At 69.6% G+C, this 17,455-nt stretch carries 12 protein-coding genes, 1 tRNA gene and 3 pseudogenes; 5 read left to right on the top strand and 11 right to left on the bottom strand.

The annotated features are described in order from the left end of the window. Nucleotides 1-250: 250 nt before the first annotated feature. Nucleotides 251-753, bottom strand: a pseudogene (locus I3F54_RS06045) (hypothetical protein); the annotation flags it as partial. Further along, a pseudogene (locus I3F54_RS06040) lies at nucleotides 749-1,309 on the bottom strand (hypothetical protein); the annotation flags it as partial. The pseudogenes I3F54_RS06040 and I3F54_RS06045, both read right to left, overlap by 5 nt. A 543-nt stretch (nucleotides 1,310-1,852) precedes the next feature. Between I3F54_RS06040 and I3F54_RS06035 the strand changes: the two are divergent. Continuing rightward, the gene (locus I3F54_RS06035; RefSeq protein ID WP_240117556.1) at nucleotides 1,853-3,223 is read left to right on the top strand and encodes an aminotransferase class V-fold PLP-dependent enzyme; all 1,371 of its coding nucleotides are present in this window, start codon (nucleotides 1,853-1,855) and stop codon (nucleotides 3,221-3,223) included. Beyond that, on the top strand, nucleotides 3,220-4,638 hold the full coding sequence (locus I3F54_RS06030) for a lysine N(6)-hydroxylase/L-ornithine N(5)-oxygenase family protein (RefSeq protein ID WP_240117555.1): 1,419 nt from the start codon (nucleotides 3,220-3,222) through the stop codon (nucleotides 4,636-4,638). Before I3F54_RS06035 ends, I3F54_RS06030 begins: the two co-directional genes overlap by 4 nt. 70 nt (nucleotides 4,639-4,708) lie before the next feature. On the opposite strand, the gene I3F54_RS06025 is transcribed toward I3F54_RS06030, so the two are convergent. Continuing rightward, nucleotides 4,709-6,532, bottom strand: a complete 1,824-nt coding sequence (locus I3F54_RS06025) for a bifunctional UDP-sugar hydrolase/5'-nucleotidase (RefSeq protein ID WP_240117554.1) — start codon at nucleotides 6,530-6,532, stop codon at nucleotides 4,709-4,711. A gap of 122 nt (nucleotides 6,533-6,654) precedes the next feature. Between I3F54_RS06025 and I3F54_RS32340 the strand changes: the two genes are divergently transcribed. Next, nucleotides 6,655-7,191, top strand: a complete 537-nt coding sequence (locus tag I3F54_RS32340) for an SIMPL domain-containing protein (protein ID WP_308373172.1) — start codon at nucleotides 6,655-6,657, stop codon at nucleotides 7,189-7,191. Between the two features lie 74 nt (nucleotides 7,192-7,265). Then, on the top strand, nucleotides 7,266-8,702 hold the full coding sequence (pyk, locus tag I3F54_RS06015) for a pyruvate kinase (RefSeq protein ID WP_240117553.1): 1,437 nt from the start codon (nucleotides 7,266-7,268) through the stop codon (nucleotides 8,700-8,702). Nucleotides 8,703-8,780: 78 nt separating this feature from the next. Here pyk and I3F54_RS06010 read toward each other — a convergent pair. Next, nucleotides 8,781-9,014, bottom strand: a pseudogene (locus tag I3F54_RS06010) (helix-turn-helix domain-containing protein); the annotation flags it as partial. A gap of 106 nt (nucleotides 9,015-9,120) precedes the next feature. Further along, nucleotides 9,121-9,193, bottom strand: a tRNA-Leu gene (locus I3F54_RS06005). A 100-nt stretch (nucleotides 9,194-9,293) separates the two neighbouring features. Between I3F54_RS06005 and I3F54_RS06000 the strand changes: the two genes are divergently transcribed. Then, nucleotides 9,294-9,950 (top strand): ANTAR domain-containing response regulator, encoded by a 657-nt coding sequence (locus tag I3F54_RS06000; protein ID WP_240117552.1) that lies wholly within the window; start codon nucleotides 9,294-9,296, stop codon nucleotides 9,948-9,950. A 66-nt stretch (nucleotides 9,951-10,016) separates the two neighbouring features. On the opposite strand, the gene I3F54_RS05995 is transcribed toward I3F54_RS06000, so the two are convergent. From I3F54_RS05995 to I3F54_RS05970, 6 genes are all read right to left on the bottom strand, one after another. After that, a complete protein-coding gene (locus I3F54_RS05995) occupies nucleotides 10,017-10,733 on the bottom strand; it encodes an ABC transporter ATP-binding protein (protein WP_240117551.1) in 717 nt (238 codons plus the stop codon). Further along, entirely contained in the window at nucleotides 10,730-11,731 is a 1,002-nt protein-coding gene (locus I3F54_RS05990; RefSeq protein ID WP_240117550.1) for an ABC transporter ATP-binding protein, read from the bottom strand. The genes I3F54_RS05995 and I3F54_RS05990 overlap by 4 nt, the downstream gene beginning before the upstream one ends. Nucleotides 11,732-11,737: 6 nt before the next feature. After that, the gene (locus tag I3F54_RS05985; RefSeq protein WP_240117549.1) at nucleotides 11,738-13,567 is read right to left on the bottom strand and encodes a branched-chain amino acid ABC transporter permease; all 1,830 of its coding nucleotides are present in this window, start codon (nucleotides 13,565-13,567) and stop codon (nucleotides 11,738-11,740) included. A gap of 5 nt (nucleotides 13,568-13,572) precedes the next feature. Then, complete coding sequence (locus tag I3F54_RS05980; RefSeq protein ID WP_240117548.1) at nucleotides 13,573-14,505, bottom strand: branched-chain amino acid ABC transporter permease; 933 nt, start codon at nucleotides 14,503-14,505, stop codon at nucleotides 13,573-13,575. A 133-nt stretch (nucleotides 14,506-14,638) separates the two neighbouring features. Further along, complete coding sequence (locus I3F54_RS05975) at nucleotides 14,639-15,874, bottom strand: branched-chain amino acid ABC transporter substrate-binding protein (RefSeq protein ID WP_240117547.1); 1,236 nt, start codon at nucleotides 15,872-15,874, stop codon at nucleotides 14,639-14,641. 1,086 nt (nucleotides 15,875-16,960) lie between these two features. Next, a complete protein-coding gene (locus tag I3F54_RS05970; RefSeq protein WP_240117546.1) occupies nucleotides 16,961-17,449 on the bottom strand; it encodes a hotdog fold thioesterase in 489 nt (162 codons plus the stop codon). Between the last annotated feature and the right edge of the window lie 6 nt (nucleotides 17,450-17,455).

Below are 17,455 nucleotides of genomic sequence, written 5' to 3'. Positions count from 1 at the left end.
ACCGGTCCGGTCGCCGTGCCCGCCCCGCCCCTTCCGGCCCCGCCGCGGTGAATCCGGCATCCACCGCGGCAGAACAGCTGATCGCGCCACTCTCATCCGGTCCGGGTTCGTTCTTGCTTGCGGTATCCGTCCAGGACGTCCTGGCGGAGCAGGAAACCGAAGCCGGCAGACTCCAGCCGCAGCCCCAGCTGGGCCTCATCGACGCCGAGGTCGGCTGCGGTGTCGGCCAGGTGCCAGTCGTTGGCGGCAAGTCGTCGGGATGCGGGACCGCGAACGCGGCCGCGAGTGCGTCGGCGACGTAGACCAGCACGCCGCACTGGTCGGGGTGGATCTCGAAGATGCGCAGCGCGTCGGAGAGTCCGCGTATGTCGGCACCCGCGTGGGCTTCCTCGACGCGCGGGGAGAGCCCTTGGCGGATCGCACGCTGCGACCACTCCTCCCAGGCGAGCGAGGGGCCGCCGAAGTGCAGTGCCAGTAGCCCTCCAGCGCCAGGTGCATGGGGAGGAACCGCAGCCGGTCCTTGGCCTGACGGCGGGCCATCCCGCGGTGGAGGTGCATGCCCATCGTGGCGGTGGGAGGCGCGTTGCCGTCGGTGGAAAGCTGGGTGCCGTAGGCGGCTGCCGGCGTGCCGTCACCCGTCCACGTGGCGACGAATCCGTGCGGGATGCAGGAGAGGTAGGCATGGCGCGGGCCGACCTCGACCAGACCGGCCCCGTCACCGTAGAGCTGCGAGCTCAGACGGAGATCGCCGACGCCACGTCTCCAGGAGAGGTGCCGCGTAGCGCTTGCGGGTCAGCGGCGCGAACACGAACGCCCCCAACTCCTCGGTGGCGGGGGCCAGGTGCGCGTGGCGAAGAGCCCGCTTGAGGCCGACGCGGTACTTCACGGCATCGAACGCCAGGTCAGGACGGGCGGACAGCCAGTCGCGCATGATCGCGCGGCTGCGACGGTTGTTCACCCTGGCCCGGCGCAGGGCATCGAACAGACCGTACACGCGCTGTGTCGGCAGCGTCGCCAGACGGCACGCGATCAGCCGGCCCTCGCTGCGACGCTGGTCCGCAGTGGCCTCACCGGTGGTCTCCAGCAAGCGCCGGATGATCAGGACTGCGTTGTGGTCGTTGATGTCGAGCGCAAGGACCCTGGCGTACAGGTCGCGGTAGTTACCCAGCATGTATGCATGGAGGAAGTCCAGGGACAGCCGCTGTTCGCCCGCATCGCCGTGGAATTCGCGCTGGCCGGTGGAGGTGATCGCCGCGTTGACGAAGAGCAGCACATCGTCGGCTGCGATGAGGTCCCCGTACGAATCCATCAGATTGGTTCCCCGTTGTTGTGGATGCCGGCCGGGGAATGGGGGCACGAACTGCGAATCGTTGCTTCACAGGCAGGTTCCGGAAGTCGCACCGGAGTCCCGCGGCCGGCCTCAGGACCGTAACAGAGCAGGCCACACGCCCTCTACCGACTTCCTTCGCTCTCCGGCACGGAGCGCTTCCCGGACGCCGCCCCTGTGCGAGGACGGGCACGGCAACCGGCACCCCGGGATCGCGCCGCGCGTCCACCGCGAGCCGGAAGGTTCCGTAGGGGTCGATGTTCGACCGATCCCGCGTACCAGGAGAAACGGCCCTCAGGGCCTGCCGATGGGTTACTCGCCCCCGGTGTCCGAGCCAGGGCTACCGGGCCACGCACCGACACCCGCCGGCTTCCCGGCCACCCCCGGGGCACCTCACTCCGCCACCCCAACCCGCCAGCCCCGCAGGGCAGTACCCACTTTCGGGTCGCTTCGAGGCGCTTTCCGGGCGCGCCGCCCCCACCGCGGACAAGCTGGACTCCCGCCCCGCGCCCGCCCGGAGGACCCATGAGCACGCCGCCCCTCGCCTCAGGACCCCACGGCCCCGGCGCCCTGCGGCCCCTGCTCCACACCGTCCTCGACGCCCTCCAGGACGGCACCCGGGCCCGTGGAGGCCCCCTGCCCGCCGGCGGCCCCGACAAGACCGCCGCGCGCCTGCGCGACGCCGTCGGCGACCTCCTCCCCGAGAACGGCGACCCCGACGCCCTCCGTACCCTCGTCTCCGCGGTCGCCGAAGGCTCCGCCGACCCCGCCGACCCGCTGTGCGCCGCCCACCTGCACTGCCCGCCGCTCGCCGTCGCCACCGCCGCCGACCTCGCCGCCTCCGCCCTCAACCCCTCCCTCGACTCCTGGGACCAGGCCCCCGCGGCCTCTGCGCTGGAGACCCTCCTCACCCGCACCCTCGCCCGGCACGCAGGCCTGACCGACGCCCTCGTCACCACCGGCGGCACCGAGTCCAACCAACTCGCCCTCCTCCTCGCCCGTGAGAAGCACGGCGCAGGCCTCCGCCTCGTCCACGGCGCGAACGCCCACCACTCCCTCCCCCGCGCCGCCTGGCTCCTCGGCCTGCCCGACCCCGTCGCCGTCCCCGCCCCCGCAGGCACCCTCGACCCCGCCGCCCTCGACGCCGCCCTCACCCACCTGCCCGGCCCCCATCTCGTCGCCGCCACCGCGGGAACCACCGACGCCGGCCTCATCGACCCCCTCCCCGACATCGCCGCCGTGTGCACCGCCCACGCCGCCCGCCTGCACATCGACGCCGCCTACGCCGGCCCCCTCCTGTTCAGCCCCGCCCACCGCCCCCGGCTCGACGGCCTCGACGCAGCCCACACCGTCACCCTCGACCTGCACAAACTCGGCTGGCAGCCCATCGCCGCCGGGTTCCTCGCCGTCCGCGACCCCACCGACCTCACCCCCCTCCACCTCGACGCCGACTACCTCAACGCCCCCGACGACACCGCGGCAGGCATCCCCGACCTCCTCGGCCGCTCCCTGCGCACCAGCCGCCGCCCCGACGTCCTCAAGATCGCCGCCACCCTCAAGACCCTCGGCCGCCGCGGCCTCGCCGCCCTCGTCGAGCAGGTCCTCACCCACGCCCAGACCCTCGCCGACCTCATCACCGCCGAACCCCGCCTCGACCTCTACGACCGGCCCACCCTCGGCACCGTCCTCTTCCGCCCCGCCCACGCCCCCGACACCACCGTCGCCGAGCTGCGCCGCCGCCTGATCACCGACGGCCGCGCCGTCCTCGGACGGGCCCACCTCGACGGCCGGCTCTGGCTCAAGGCCACCCTCCTCAACCCCCACACCCGGCCCGCCGACCTCGCCCTCCTCCTCGACCACATCCTCGAACGCACCGAAGGACCCACCCCCGCATGAGCACGCCCCCACGCCCCGAACCCGACGCCCCCCGCGACCTCGTCGGCATCGGTATCGGCCCGTTCAATCTCTCCCTGGCCGCCCTCGCCCACCCCCTCACCGAACTCGACACCGTCTTCTACGAACAGCACCCCGGCTTCCACTGGCACCCCGGCCTGCTCATCGACGGCGCCCGCATCCAGGTGCCCTTCCTCGCCGACCTCGTCACCCTCACCGACCCCGCCAGCCGATGGAGTTTCCTCAACTACCTCAAGGCCCGCGACCGCCTCTTCCCCTTCTACTTCGCCGAACGCTTCCACATCCACCGCGCCGAGTACGACGCCTACTGCCGCTGGGTCGCCGAACACCTGCCCGCCCTGCACTTCCGCCACCAGGTCGACGCCGTCCGCTGGAACCCCGAACGCGACCTCTTCGAAGTCGACTTCACCCAACTCGACACCGAAGGCGAAGCCGAGGCACTGGGCCGCACCTACGCCAGGAACGTCGTCCTCGGCATCGGCACCGAACCCCACGTCCCCGAACCACTACGGCCCCTCGTCGACGCACCCGGCGTCCCCGTCCTCCACGCCGCCGACTACCTCGACCACCGCGACGCGCTGCGCACCGCCGACCACGTCACCGTCGTCGGCTCCGGACAGACCGGAGCCGAGATCTTCCTGGACCTCCTCCGCCACCGCCCGACCGGACACGAAGGCCTCCACTGGATCGGCCGCACCCCCGCCTTCGCCCCCATGGAGTACTCCAAACTCGGCCTCGAACACTTCACCCCCGACTACACCCGCTACTTCCACGGCCTCACCGAACCCGTCCGCGACCAACTCGTCACCGCCCAATGGCAGCTCCACAAAGGCATCGACGCCGACACGCTCACCGCCATCCACGACGAGCTCTACCGCCGTACCCTGCACGGAGGCTGGCCCGACACCGTCCTCACCCCCGGCGTCCGCGTCCGCACCGCCGGCCGCCTCGCCACCACCAAGGTGGAACTCCACCTCGAACACATCGAACAGGGCACCCGCTCCCGCCTCGCCACCGATGCCGTCGTCCTCGCCACCGGCTACCGCGAACGCCCCCTCACCACCCTCCTCGCCGGGCTCGACCCGTACCTGCGCCGCGACGCGGGCCAACGCCCCCGCATCGACGAACACTTCCGCCTCGCCCTCGCCCCCTCCGTCACCGGAACGGTCTACGTCCAGAACGCCGAACGCCACACCCACGGCGTCGGCACCCCCGACCTCGGCCTCGCCGCCTGGCGCAGCGCAACCATCCTCAACACCCTCACCGGCAAGGAGATCTACCCCCTCCCCGGCCGCACCGCCTTCACCACCTTCGGCCTGGACGGGCACCCCCACATCCCTCCGGCCCGGCGGGCCCCTGCCGCCGCCACCCTCACCCCCCTCGCCGACGGCCGCTGACACGCCGAGGGCGGGCCGGCACCAGCCGACCCGCCCCACGACACGCTGCGCCGCACCGACCCCCCGACGCCTAGAACACCGGTGTACCGTCCCGCGTCAGCCTCCAGTCCACCGACGCGAAGTCCCGCGGATCCAGCACACCCTTCGCCGTCACCCACTCCGCGATCCGCGTCCGGATCTCCGTCGACTCCGACCACAGCTCCTTCGCCGACGCCACGAACGGGAAGGCACCCCCGCCGTTGGCCCGGTAGTTGTTCACCGCGAACACGAACTGCTGCGCATCGTCCAGCGGAGCACCGTCGAACGTCAGATGCGTGATCCGTTCACCCGCCGCCCGCGCGATGTCGATGTCGTACCGCAGCCGGGACACATAGTCGTAGTTGTAGTCCGGACGGCCGTTCGCATTCGTCAGCGTCTCCACATCGACCACCGCATCCGCCGCCGTCTGCACGAAGTACTCCGCCGAGTACTCCAGGTACGCCCGGACCTGCGCACCCGTCATCAACTTCGCCACCAGCGTGTTGTCGTACACGTACAGACTCGACAGATCCCGGATCGTCACCTCACCGGCCGGGATCTCCGACGTCCGCGAGAACGGCGACGCCTGCGCGATCACCGGCAGCGACGCGTACTCCGTCCCCGCCAGCGCCGCCCTGACCACGTCCTCCTGCACCGTCGTGATCAGATCGATGATCGGCGCGTCCTTGTACCGCGCCTCTGCCGTCGTCAGTGTCTGGGTCGCCTTCCCCACGACCTGGTTGACATACGCCACCACCTGCTCGTGCTCGTCCGTCAGCAGCTTCGTGATCGCCGGGTCGTCGGCCACCGCACTGGAGTTCCGCAGCGACGCGGACACCGACTCCACCGTCCACCGCCCCCGCGAGAACACCAGCTCGATGTCGAACAGCGTCAGCCGCTCCGCGTAGCACAGCGGCTCCGACAGCACGACCGTCCTGCCCGTGCGCTCGTTGACGACCTTCAGCTCCGGAATCTCCACGTGCGCGTGCCCGACCAGAATCGCGTCGATGCCCGGGACCTGCCGCGCCACGTTCGCCGCGGCGTTCTCCACGTACGGCACCTGGTCACCGTACGACGACGTCCCCGACGTCCCCGAGTGCGCCGACACCACCACCACGTCCGCACCCATCGACTTCAGCTTCGGCACCCACTTCGCCGCCTGCTCCTCCAGCCCCGGGAAAGCCAGCTTCCCCTGCACGTACGCCTTGTCCCAGATCGCGATGCCCGGGTTCGTCAGCCCCAGCACCGCCACCTTCACCGGCGGCAGCCCCGGCACATGGAACCGCTTCATGAAGTACGGCGGAAACGCCGGCCGCAGCGTCGTAGCGTCCACCGCGTTCGCCCCCAGCAGCGGGAAGTCGCACTGCGCCTCGAACCTGCGCAGCGTGTCGATCCCGTAGTTGAACTCGTGGTTGCCCAACGCCGCCGCGTCGTACCCGATCGCGTTCATCGCCTGCGCCATCGGATGCACCGGACCGCCCTCGGCGGTGATCGGGTCCACCTTCGCGTAGTAGTAGGCCAGGGGAGTCCCCTGGATCGTGTCACCCGCGTCCAGCAGCAGCGTGTTGCAGCGGCCCTTCTCCGCACGCACCTGGTTCACCAGCGTCGAAATACGCGCCAGGCCCTGGGCGTTGCCCGCCTTGTCCGCGTACTCCGCGTCTTTGAAGTAGTCCCAGTTGAAGACATGCCCGTGCAGGTCCGTCGTCCCCATGACGGTCAGCGCGTACCGCTTCACCGGCCTCCCGGGGCCCTTCGCCCCCGCGGCCCGCGAGACCGGTGCCGCCTGCGCCGCCGGAGCCGCCGCCGCACCCGCGACCGCCACCCCCGCTCCCGTCACGGCCGACTCCTTCAGAAACCTCCGGCGGTTCAGCGCCATGTCCGTGTCTGCCTCTCCTCGGGAATTCCTCTTCCCACGCGCATACGACGCGCGTAGATGAACGCGCGTAGATTCTGACCCGGACACGACCGGCGACAACAGGCCCCGCACGTTGCGATTACATGACCCGACCTGTGAGTCTGACGGACCGTAACCTGCCAACCCATGACACAGTGGCCCGTATGACCCAGGCCGCCGTCCCCCACGGCACCCAGGGCCCCCACATCACCGTCCGCGGCGAAGCGCACCTCGAAGTCGCCCCCGAGATCGCCCGGATCACCATCACCGTCCACGCCCGGGACCATCGCACCACCCCCGGCGATGTCACCCGACGCAACACCACCGTCCTCGCCCCGCTGAAGGAGTACGGACCGGCGGTCGATCCCATCGACACCGGTGCCTTCTCCCTCGGCCCCGAACACCGCCGGACCCGCGGACCTGAACGGAGCGGGAACGCACGCGGCACCCGGACACCCCGAGGGGCACCCGGAACTCCCCGGAGGGGCAACGGAATGCACGACGGACAGCCACCGGAAACCGCCCGCGCACGCCCCCGGAACACCCCCGAACAGAAATACGGAACACCATCCGAACGAGCGCCCGGAAGCCCCCCATGCTCATCGGAGCACCTCCGCGCACAATTCAACACTTGTCAATAACCCTTCACCCAAAGGTTGTTGAGTCGTCACGCCCACCCAATTCGCTACCCATCGGTAAGCCATAGGCTCGCACCATGCGTCGAGCAAAGATCGTCTGTACTCTGGGCCCCGCCACCGACTCGTACGACCAGATCAAAGCCCTGGTCGACGCCGGAATGGACGTCGCCCGGTTCAACCTCAGCCACGGCACCCACGCCGAACACGAGGAGCGCTACCGGCGCGTACGCAAAGCAGCCGACGAAACCGGCCGCAGCGTCGGCATCCTCGCGGACCTTCAGGGCCCGAAGATCCGACTCGGACGCTTCACCGAAGGCCCCGTACTCCTCGAACGCGGCGACACCTTCACCATCACCGTCGAAGAGGGCGCCGAAGGCGACCACGACCAGTGCGGCACCACCCACAGCGGCCTCGCCACCGACGTCACCCCCGGCGAACGCATCCTCGTGGACGACGGCAAGGTCTGCCTCCAGGTCACCGGCATCGACGGCCCCCGCGTCCGCACCCGCGTGGTCGAAGGCGGCATGGTCTCCGACAACAAGGGCCTCAACCTCCCCGGCGTCGCCGTCTCCGTCCCCGCCCTGTCGGAAAAGGACCAGGAAGACCTCCGCTGGGCCCTGCGCACCGGCTTCGACGTCATCGCCCTCTCCTTCGTCCGCAGCGGCCACGACATCAAGGACGTGCACCGCGTCATGGACGAGGAGGGCCGCCGCCTCCCCGTGATCGCCAAGGTCGAGAAACCCCAGGCCGTCGACACCATCGACGACATCGTCGCCGCCTTCGACGGCATCATGGTCGCCCGCGGGGACCTCGGCGTGGAAATGCCCCTCGAACAGGTCCCCATCGTCCAGAAGCGCGCCGTCAAACTCGCCAGGCGCAACGCCAAACCGGTCATCGTCGCCACCCAGATGCTCGACTCCATGATCGACAACTCCCGCCCGACCCGAGCCGAGGCCAGCGACGTGGCCAACGCCGTCCTCGACGGCACGGACGCGGTGATGCTCTCCGGCGAGACCAGCGTGGGCAAGTACGCCGTCGAAACCGTCGGCACCATGGCGAAGATCATCGAAGCCGCCGAGGAGGGCCTCCTCGCCCAGGGCCTCTCACCCCTCACCGAGAGCAGCAAACCCCGCACCCAGGGCGGCGCCGTCGCCCGTGCCGCAGCCGAGACCGGGGACTTCCTGGACGCGAAGTTCCTCGTCGCCTTCACCCAGTCCGGCGACACGGCCCGCCGCCTCTCCCGCTACCGCTCCCCGATCCCGCTCCTCGCCTTCACGCCCGACCCGGCGACCCGCTCCGAGCTGAGCCTCACCTGGGGCGTGGAGACCTTCCTCGGTCCCCACGTCGACTCCACCGATGCCATGGTCGACCAGGTCGACGAGCTGCTGCTGCGCCACGGCCGCTGCGAGAAGGGCGACACGGTGGTCATCACCGCCGGCTCCCCGCCCGGCGTCTCCGGGTCGACCAACATGGTCCGCGTCCGCCGTATCGGCGAGGATGACAGTCCGAGGTGACGGACAGGGCCCCGGACACCGGGGCCCCGGGTGCTGCTTCAGCTTCAGCTTCAGTACTTGGGGCCGACGTGGGCGTCCATGAGCGCCACGGAGGCAGCCGTCCCCCAGATGGAGGCCGAGGAGATAGGCGTGGGCGAGGTTGTCGGAGGGTGGGCCCGGGTCCGCCGATGCCTTGCCGGGTAGGGGTTCGAGGCGCTGCTGCCAGGCGCGGATCGCGGATCGTGAGATGCCCAGCTCCAGGCTGACCGAATTGAGGCTGCGTCCCTGCGCCGTCAGAGCCGGCGCTCGCCTGCGGGTGCTGAGGTCGTACATCTGCTCACTGCGCGGAGCCGATTGCGGCAGCAGGCGGCAAACAGCGGATACTCACGAGAAGGTGAAAATCCGCTTCTCATTGGCGACCTTGAATTCGGAGGAAAAGTACCCCGGGTCGGATTCGAACCGACGCTGTATGGTGTTTGAGACCATTGCCTCTGCCGCTGGGCTACCGGGGCTCCCTCTAAAACAAAGGTTGACGGTTACCCGCCGTGTCCCCACCTTACCCCAGCTGGGTAGGCTCTTGTCAGCAGTACCCTGCCCGAACAAGGAGCTTCCGTGACCCCCGAGTCGCCCCAGCCCGTAGACGTGCCCGACGACGACAAGTCGCACGTTCCCCCGCTGACGACCCGTGTCGTCATCGCCGAGGACGAGGCCCTGATCCGGCTCGACCTCAAGGAGATGCTGGAGGAGGAGGGCTACACGGTCGTCGGTGAGGCCGGTGACGGCGAGCAGGCCGTGGAACTCGCCCGGGAGCACCGGCCGGACCTGGTGATCCTCGACGTGAAGATGCCCAGGCTCGACGGTATCTCCGCGGCCGAGAAGATCGCCGAGGAGCGTATCGCGCCGGTGCTGATGCTGACCGCGTTCTCGCAGCGCGATCTGGTGGAGCGGGCGCGGGACGCGGGTGCGATGGCGTATCTGGTGAAGCCGTTCAGCAAGAGCGACGTGGTGCCGGCGATCGAGATGGCGGTGTCGCGGTTCACCGAGCTGAAGGAGCTGGAGAACGAGGTCGCGGACCTCACGCTGCGCCTGGAGACGCGCAAGCTGGTGGACCGGGCGAAGTCGATTCTCCAGACGGAGTACGGGTTGACGGAGCCGGCGGCGTTCCGGTGGATCCAGAAGACGTCGATGGACAGGCGGATGTCGATGCAGCAGGTCGCGGAGGCGGTCATCCAGGACGCGGACGAGAAGAAGGCCGCGAAGGGGAAGTGACCTCTTCGATGTGGGCGAGGCCCCGCACCCCACCCGGGTGCGGGGCCTCGCCCGTGTGGTGAGGGGTCAGTCCTCGCCGAGGTAGGCCTTGCGGACGGACTCGTCGTGGAGGAGGTCCTGGCCGGTGCCGGACAGGACGATCTTGCCGATCTCCATGACGTGGCCGTGGTCGGCCAGGGACAGGGCGGCCTGGGCGTTCTGTTCGACGAGCAGGATCGTGGTGCCCTGTGACTTGAGTTCGGCGATGGTGGCCATGATCTTCTGCATCATGATGGGGGAGAGGCCCATCGAGGGTTCGTCGAGCATGAGCAGCTTGGGCTGGGACATGAGCGCGCGGCCCATGGCGAGCATCTGCTGCTCGCCGCCGGAGAGGGTGCCGGCGGCCTGCTTCCTGCGTTCGCCCAGGATGGGGAAGAGGTCGTAGGCGCGCTGGATGTCCTTCTCGATGCCCTGCCGGTCGTTGCGGAGGAAGGCGCCGAGGCGGAGGTTGTCCTCGATCGTCATGCGGGGGAAGATGTGCCGTCCCTCGGGGGAGTGGGCGAGTCCCAGTTGGACGATCTGGTGGGCGGGGCTCTTCTTGAGCGATTTGCCGTTGAACTTGATCTGGCCGCCGACGGGCTTGAGCAGTCCGGAGAGGGTGCGCAGGGTGGTGGTCTTGCCGGCGCCGTTGGTGCCGATGAGGGTGACGACCTCGCCGGCGTCGACCTTGAAGGAGATGCCCTTGACGGCTTCGATCTTGCCGTAGGCGACCCGGAGGTCTTCGACTTCGAGGAGGGTGGTCATCGGTCGTTCTCCTTGCCGGGCGCGGCGTCCGTGGTGGCCTCGGCGTCTGCTTCGGCTTCGGCGGTCTCGACCTCGGGGGTCTCCGCCTCGGTGGCTTCGGCCTCGGGGGTCTCGGCTTCGGTGGCCTCGGCTTCGGTGCCGGCGGTGTGGGCCCGTGCGGCGTGGGCTTCGGCTGCCTCGACCTCGGCTGCCTCGTCCTGCCCGGGGTCGCCTTCGTAGGGTTCGCCGAGGTAGGCGGCGACGACGCGTTCGTCGCCCTGGACGGTGGCGCTGTCGCCCTCGACGAGTTTCTCGCCCTGGACGAGGACGGCGACGCGGTCGCAGAGGTTGAAGATGAACCGCATGTCGTGCTCGATGACGAGGACGGCGATGCCCTTGTCGCGGATGGCGAAGACCAGTTCCTCGGTGGCGCGGGTCTCCTGGGGGTTCATGCCGGCGGTGGGCTCGTCGAGCAGGAGCAGGCCGGGTTCGCTGGCGAGGGCGCGTGCGATCTCGAGCTTGCGCTGTTCGCCGTAGGGGAGGTTGCGTGAGAGGTGTCCGGCCTTCTCCGCGAGGCCGACGAACTCCAGCAGTTCCATGGCGCGGTCGCGGGAGGCCCGCTCGGCCCTGTGGAATCCGGGGCCGCGCAGCAGGGCCGACCAGAGGCCTTCCCGGGTCCGCGTGTGGCGGCCCACGAGGACGTTCTCCAGCACGGTCATGTTGGCGAACAGGCGGATGTTCTGGAAGGTGCGGGCGATTCCGGCCGCGGTGACCTTGAAGGACTTGGGCGGCAGGACGTCGCCCCGGTAGCGGACTTCGCCCTCGGTGGGGATGTAGAGGCCGGTCAGGCAGTTGAAGAAGGTGGTCTTGCCGGCGCCGTTGGGGCCGATGAGGCCGACGATCTCGCCGCTGTTGACGGTGAGGTCGACGCCGCGGACGGCGGTGAGGCCGCCGAAGCGCATGGTGACGCCGCGTGCGTCGAGGACGGTCTCGCCGCTGGTGGTGGTGTGGGTGGTCATCTCTGGTCAGGCCCCTGTCTTGCTCAGCGCGGTGGGCGCTTCGGCCTCTTCGTGGAACTCCAGCTGGCGGCGCCGGTTGGGGATGAGTCCCTCGGGGCGGAAGCGCATCAGCAGCACGAGGGCGAGACCGAAGGCGAAGAGCTGGTAGTCGCCCATGAACTGGAGCTTGGCGGGGATGAGGTAGAGCAGTGCGGCGCCGACGAGGGGTCCGCTGATGGTGCCCATGCCGCCGAGGACGACCGCGGCGAGCAGGAAGGCCGAGTTGGGCGGCACGACGTGGGCGAACTGGTACTGCTCGGGGGTCACGGTGTAGGTGACGTGTGCCTGTACGGCGCCGGCGAGGCCGGCGAGGGTGGCGCCGAGGGCGAAGGCGATGAGCTTGACGCGGAAGCCGTTGATGCCCATGGCGAGGGCGGCGGTCTCGTCCTCGCGGATGGCGACCCAGGCGCGGCCGATGCGGGAGTCGCTGCTGCGCCGGAAGACCACGACCACGATGAGCGTGATGAGCAGCATCAGCAGGAAGTAGTTGGCGAAGCGGGCGATGGTGAACCCGAGGATGTTGTGTTCCTGGCCGAAGTCGAAGCCGAGGATGTTCAGGTTCGGGATGGAGGAGATGCCGTTGGAGCCGTTGGTGATGTCGGGGCCGGAGGTGCCGTCCAGGTTGAGGACGGTGACGCGGAAGATCTCACCGAAGCCGAGGGTGACGATGGCGAGGTAGTCGCCGCGCAGTCGCAGGGTCGGGGCGCCGATGACGACGCCGAAGACCATGGCGACGGCTCCGCCGAGGAGGGCCGAGGCCCAGAAGGGGAAGTGGACGTGGAGCGGTGAGGCGGGGGAGCCGGAGACCAGGGCGGCGGTGTAGGCGCCGACGCCGAGGAAGGCGACGTAGCCGAGGTCGAGCAGGCCGGCGAGGCCGACGACGATGTTCAGGCCGAGGGCGACGGTGGCGAAGATGAGGATGTAGACGCCGATGGTCGCGTACTGGTCGTCGGACTGGGTGAAGGGGAAGAGGGCGGCGGCGATGAAGGCGCCGGCCATGGTGATGGTGCGGTGCCGGGCGGTGATGGCCGAGACACGACTGATCAGGCCGGACTTGGCGAGGGCGGTGAAGCAGAAGCCGACGGTGATGAGGAAGCCGATGAACAGTTCGTCGTACTCGGTGCCGATGCCGTAGGTGAAGACGATCAGGCCGAGGGCCATGGCGGCGACGATGACGAGGATCTCGGCGTAGGCGGGCAGCCTGCGGGCCGGGGTGGGGGTGCCGGAGGAGACGGCCGCTCGCAGGACGGCGGCGCCGTGGCGCGTCTGGTGGCGGAAGGACTCCCAGCCGGTGTCGTCGGGGTCGAAGGGCTCCGGTTCGGGGCGCTCGAACGGCAGGGCGGCGGCGCCCGTGACGGAGAGGAGGGTGGCGACGGCGACGAGCCAGCCGCCGGGCTCCAGGTTGACCAGGCCGCCGAGTTGGGCAGTGATGGCGATGACGGTGTACCAGGCGGTGGCGAAGGTGCCGAGGGCGGCGAGCTTGAGGGCGCCGTCGGCACCTGCGGGGGTCAGCCAGCGCAGGCCCTTGACCTGGTAGGAGGAGAGGGCGAAGAGCGTGGTGAGGATGCCGCCGATGAGGACGAGGACCTGGAGTCCGCCCGGGTAGCCGTAGACGGTGAGGTCGCCGGGGAAGTCGGCGGTCCAGGTCCAGGCGAGGAAGGCGGAGACGACCGCGAGGACGCCGCCGCCGGTGGTGAGGGCGCGGGCGATCGCCGGGGGGATGCCGCCGATGAGGCCGCTGGGGGCGGGTGCGGCGGGGGTGCTGGGGGTTTCGGGAACGGTGGTCTGTGTGGTCATCGGTGTCACGCCCTGTCCGCGACGCGCTCGCCGAGCAGGCCTTGTGGCCTGAAGAGGAGCACGAGGATGAGGAGTACGAACGCCCAGACGTCTGCCCAGGACTGGCTGCCGAACTTGTCCATGCCGGGGATGTCGCCGACGTAGGCGGTGGACAGGGCTTCGGCCACACCGAGGACGATGCCGCCGATCATGGCGCCGTAGATGTTGCCGATGCCGCCGAGGACGGCTGCGGTGAAGGCCTTGAGACCGAGGATGAAGCCCATGCGGAAGTCGATCTGGCCGTACTTGAGGCCGTAGGCCATGCCGCCGACCGCCGCGAAGGCCGCGCCGAGGGCGAAGGCGATCACGATGATGCGGTCGGTGTTGACGCCCATGAGCTTGGCGGTGTCGGGGTCCTGCGCGGTGGCCTGCATGCCGCGGCCGGTGCGGGTGCGCATGACGAAGTAGGCGAGGACCGCCATGCTGAGGGGGGCTGCGATGATCAGGAAGATGTCACCGGTCTGGATGGTGACGTTGCCGATCTCGAAGGGGCCGCCCTTGATCTGGGGGAACGACAGGGCCGACTTGGCGTCGGGGTACCAGGCCCATACGCCCTGCTGGAGGGCGAGGGAGAGGCCGATGGCGGTGATGAGGGGGGCGAGGCGGGGGGCGCCGCGCAGGGGGCGGTAGGCGAACCGTTCCGCCCCGACGGCGACGAGGACGGCGACGATGATGCCGCCGATGAGCATGAGCGGCAGGGCGATTGCCATGGAGGTGCCGTCGGGCAGGACGTACATGTAGACCGTGAACGCCCCGAAGGCGCCGGTCATGAAAATCTCGCCGTGGGCGAAGTTGATGAGCTGGACGATGCCGTAGACCATTGTGTAGCCGATGGCGACCAGCCCGTACATGGATCCCAGTAGCAGGCCGTTGACCAGCTGCTGCGGCAGTTCGTTCACCGCATGTCCTCCGAGACTTCGGATGTTCGACGGATGGGCCGTATGTCCGGGGAGTGATTTGTCCGGATGCGAGTCCGCGCGGGGCGCCAGTGGAACAGCGCCCCGCGCGGCTCAGGTGTGGTGCGGGTGGGGGTCAGCTACCGCTGTAGGTACCGGACTCCACGGTCTTCCAGGCGCCGTTCTCGACGGCGTAGACGGTGAGCTGCTTGTTGGTGGTGTCACCGTATTCGTCGAAGGAGACCTTGCCCGTCACTCCGTCGAAGGAGATGCCCTGCATGGCGTCCGTGACCTTGGCGCGGGCGTCGGAGGGCAGCTTGCCGCCGTTGTCCTCGACGACCTTCTTGACGGCCTCGATGATCGCCCAGGCGGAGTCGTAGGCGTAGCCGCCGTAGGCGCCGTACGCCTCCTTGTAGCCGCCGGCCTTGTAGTTGTCGAGGAATTCCTTGGCGGAGGGGAGCTCGTCGAGCGGGGCGCCGACGGACGTGGCCAGGTCACCGTTGCTGGTGGCGCCCGCCAGGTTGATGTACGTCGGGTCGTACAGGGCGTCGCCGCCGACGACCGGGATCTTCGCCCCGGCGGCCTTGATCTGCTTGCTGAGCGGGCCGGCCTGCGGGTACTCGCCGCCGTAGTAGACGACGTCGGCGCCGGAGTTCTTGACCTTGGTCGCGACCGCGGAGAAGTCCTTGGCGTCGGGGTTGATGTGCTCGGTGCCCGCGACGGTGCCGCCGAGCTTCTTGAACTCGTCGGTGAAGGTGCCGGCGAGGCCGGCGCCGTAGGTCTTCTTGTCGTCGATGACGAAGACCTTCTTCTTCTTGGCCTTGTTGAAGACGTACTGCGCGGCGAACGGGCCCTGGATGGCGTCCGTGGTCGCGGTGCGGAAGTACGACTTGTAGGTGCGGGCCTTGCTGGTCGCCCAGTTGGTGCCCTGGGTGAGGGCGGGGTTGGTGTTGGCCGGGGAGACCTCGACCAGCTTGGCGTCGTCGAAGACCTTCTGCATGGACTCGGCGACGGAGGAGTTCAGCGGGCCGACGACGCCGAGGACGTTCTTGTCGGCGACGAGCTTGACGGCGTTCTGCTGCCCGGACGAGGGCTGGGCCTGGTCGTCCAGGGCCTGGGTCTCGAAGGTGACGCCGTCGACGAGCTTCTGCTTGTTGGCCTGCTTGACGGCCAGGTCGACGGAGTTCTTGATGCCGAGGCCGATTGCGGACAGGTCGCCCGTGAGCGGGGCGTCGACACCGATGACGACCTTGGTGGTGCCGCCGCTTCCGGATTTCGAGCCGCCGTCGCCGTCGCGCGAGCCGCAAGCGGTGAGGGTGAGAGCTCCCGCCGCCAGCGCGGCGGTGATGGCGATGAGCGAACGTTGACGCACGATCTGTCCTTTCCGCTGGCACAACCGCATCCCCGTGGAGGCGGCCGAGTCGAGCGCCGGGCCGAAGTGACATTCCCACGGCGCGGTGACTGGGCGTGACTCTAAGCGGGTGTGGGGAAGTCGAGGAGGGTCTGACGAAGGCTGTGACGCTCTTGTTATGACACGGCGTAATGCAGAGCGGTACTGAGTGGGGGGAACAGCGGAATTACGGCCGATTCGCCCTGTCCGCATGGTGAGAACACGCAGGACTGGCCATGATCTGTTCAGGCGTCTCAGGGGTTTTGGTGATTACCTGGATTCGTTGCTGCGGGCGACTTGCGCGGTCCGTGCAGGTCGCGTGGGGGAGGGGTGCCGGTGTCGAAGTGGGGGTCACCCATTGCGCGCGCATTACACAGGGTTACGTCCGCGAAAGGGAATCTGGCATTCCTTGGCACTTTCCCGCATTCCGTGACATGCAAGGTGATGGTGATCTTGCGTCGGGAAACTGACTTTGTCCGGAAAGGCGCGCCGGGGGATCGGCCCTTGTCCGTCCACCTGTTGCGCATTCAACTCACCCTGTGTGTACGGAGTCTGATGGTCAGTCATCCGAACCCTACGGGGGCGGGGCGAGCGTGCCTGTCCGAACGCTGCGTGTTCGGACGGAAGTTGGCCGGTTCGCTGCTGCCGGGGATTGACGCCCGGCCGCGGTGCGGGGTACGTCGCGGAGGGCGCCGCGGCCGGCGGCGTGCGCACTGCTCGGAGCCTGTGGCACTGCCGCCGAAGGGAGTTGGGGCGTGACGCCCCGAGCGGTGGGGCTCGGGACCCCGGAGGAGCGGCGCGGTCCGGACACTCACGCCGATCCGCGCCCCGGCTTGGTGCGCGAGCCTCTCCCGCGTGCCCCCGCGCCGGGAGACGGGGCGGACCCCGCCCGGCCGGTCCGGTGCGCGGTGCTGTCCGGCCGCTCCGATCGGGGCGTCCCGCGGCGCACCGGGTGGGAGCCGCCTGTGAGCGGGTCCCGGCCCGGCTGCGGAACGCCCCAGCGCTGCGGCTGTGCGGCTTCGGGAGCCGGGAGCGTGGTCCCCGGCCCCCGGGTCCGGCGTGTGAGGATCAGCCCCCCGTGCGGGCGGGGGCGCCGTCGTCCGGTGCGACGTCGCGCAGCAGGCAGGTCAGACGGGCACTGCACACGCGGCGGCCCTGCTCGTCGCTGATGACTATCTCGTAGGTCGCCGTGGTGCGCCCGCGGTGCACGGGCGTCGCGACGCCGGTGACCAGACCGGAGCGGACACCGCGGTGGTGGGTGCAGTTCAGGTCGACGCCTACCGCGATCTTCCGCGTTCCTCCGTGCAGCATCGAGCCGACGGAGCCGAGGGTCTCGGCGAGGACGGCGGACGCGCCGCCGTGCAGCAGCCCGTAGGGCTGGGTGTTGCCCTCCACCGGCATCGTGCCGACGACGCGGTCGGCGGAGGCCTCCAGGATCTGCACGCCCATGCGGGTGCCGAGGTGGCCCGCCGAGAACAGGGCCCGGAGGTCGACGCCCAGGGCGGCGTACTCGTCGATGACCTCTTGCGGGAACTTCACGTGCTGCTGCTCGCCCATGGGGCC

This window comes from Streptomyces sp. MUM 2J, from assembly GCF_022414535.1.
GTDB lineage: Bacteria > Actinomycetota > Actinomycetes > Streptomycetales > Streptomycetaceae > Streptomyces.
The sequence above is the reverse complement of the archived record's forward strand: the minus strand, read 5'-3'. Positions and strand labels throughout refer to the sequence as shown.

Excerpts from the sequence above, each read along its gene's own strand:
- I3F54_RS06035 (WP_240117556.1), top strand. The coding sequence starts at position 1,853 with ATGAGCACGCCGCCCCTCGCCTCAGGACCCCACGGCCCCGGCGCCCTG.
- I3F54_RS06030 (WP_240117555.1), top strand. The coding sequence starts at position 3,220 with ATGAGCACGCCCCCACGCCCCGAACCCGACGCCCCCCGCGACCTCGTC.
- I3F54_RS06025 (WP_240117554.1), bottom strand. The coding sequence starts at position 6,532 with ATGGCGCTGAACCGCCGGAGGTTTCTGAAGGAGTCGGCCGTGACGGGA.
- I3F54_RS32340 (WP_308373172.1), top strand. The coding sequence starts at position 6,655 with ATGACCCGACCTGTGAGTCTGACGGACCGTAACCTGCCAACCCATGAC.
- pyk (WP_240117553.1), top strand. The coding sequence starts at position 7,266 with ATGCGTCGAGCAAAGATCGTCTGTACTCTGGGCCCCGCCACCGACTCG.
- I3F54_RS05995 (WP_240117551.1), bottom strand. The coding sequence starts at position 10,733 with ATGACCACCCTCCTCGAAGTCGAAGACCTCCGGGTCGCCTACGGCAAG.
- I3F54_RS05990 (WP_240117550.1), bottom strand. The coding sequence starts at position 11,731 with ATGACCACCCACACCACCACCAGCGGCGAGACCGTCCTCGACGCACGC.
- I3F54_RS05985 (WP_240117549.1), bottom strand. The coding sequence starts at position 13,567 with ATGACCACACAGACCACCGTTCCCGAAACCCCCAGCACCCCCGCCGCA.
- I3F54_RS05970 (WP_240117546.1), bottom strand. The coding sequence starts at position 17,449 with ATGGGCGAGCAGCAGCACGTGAAGTTCCCGCAAGAGGTCATCGACGAG.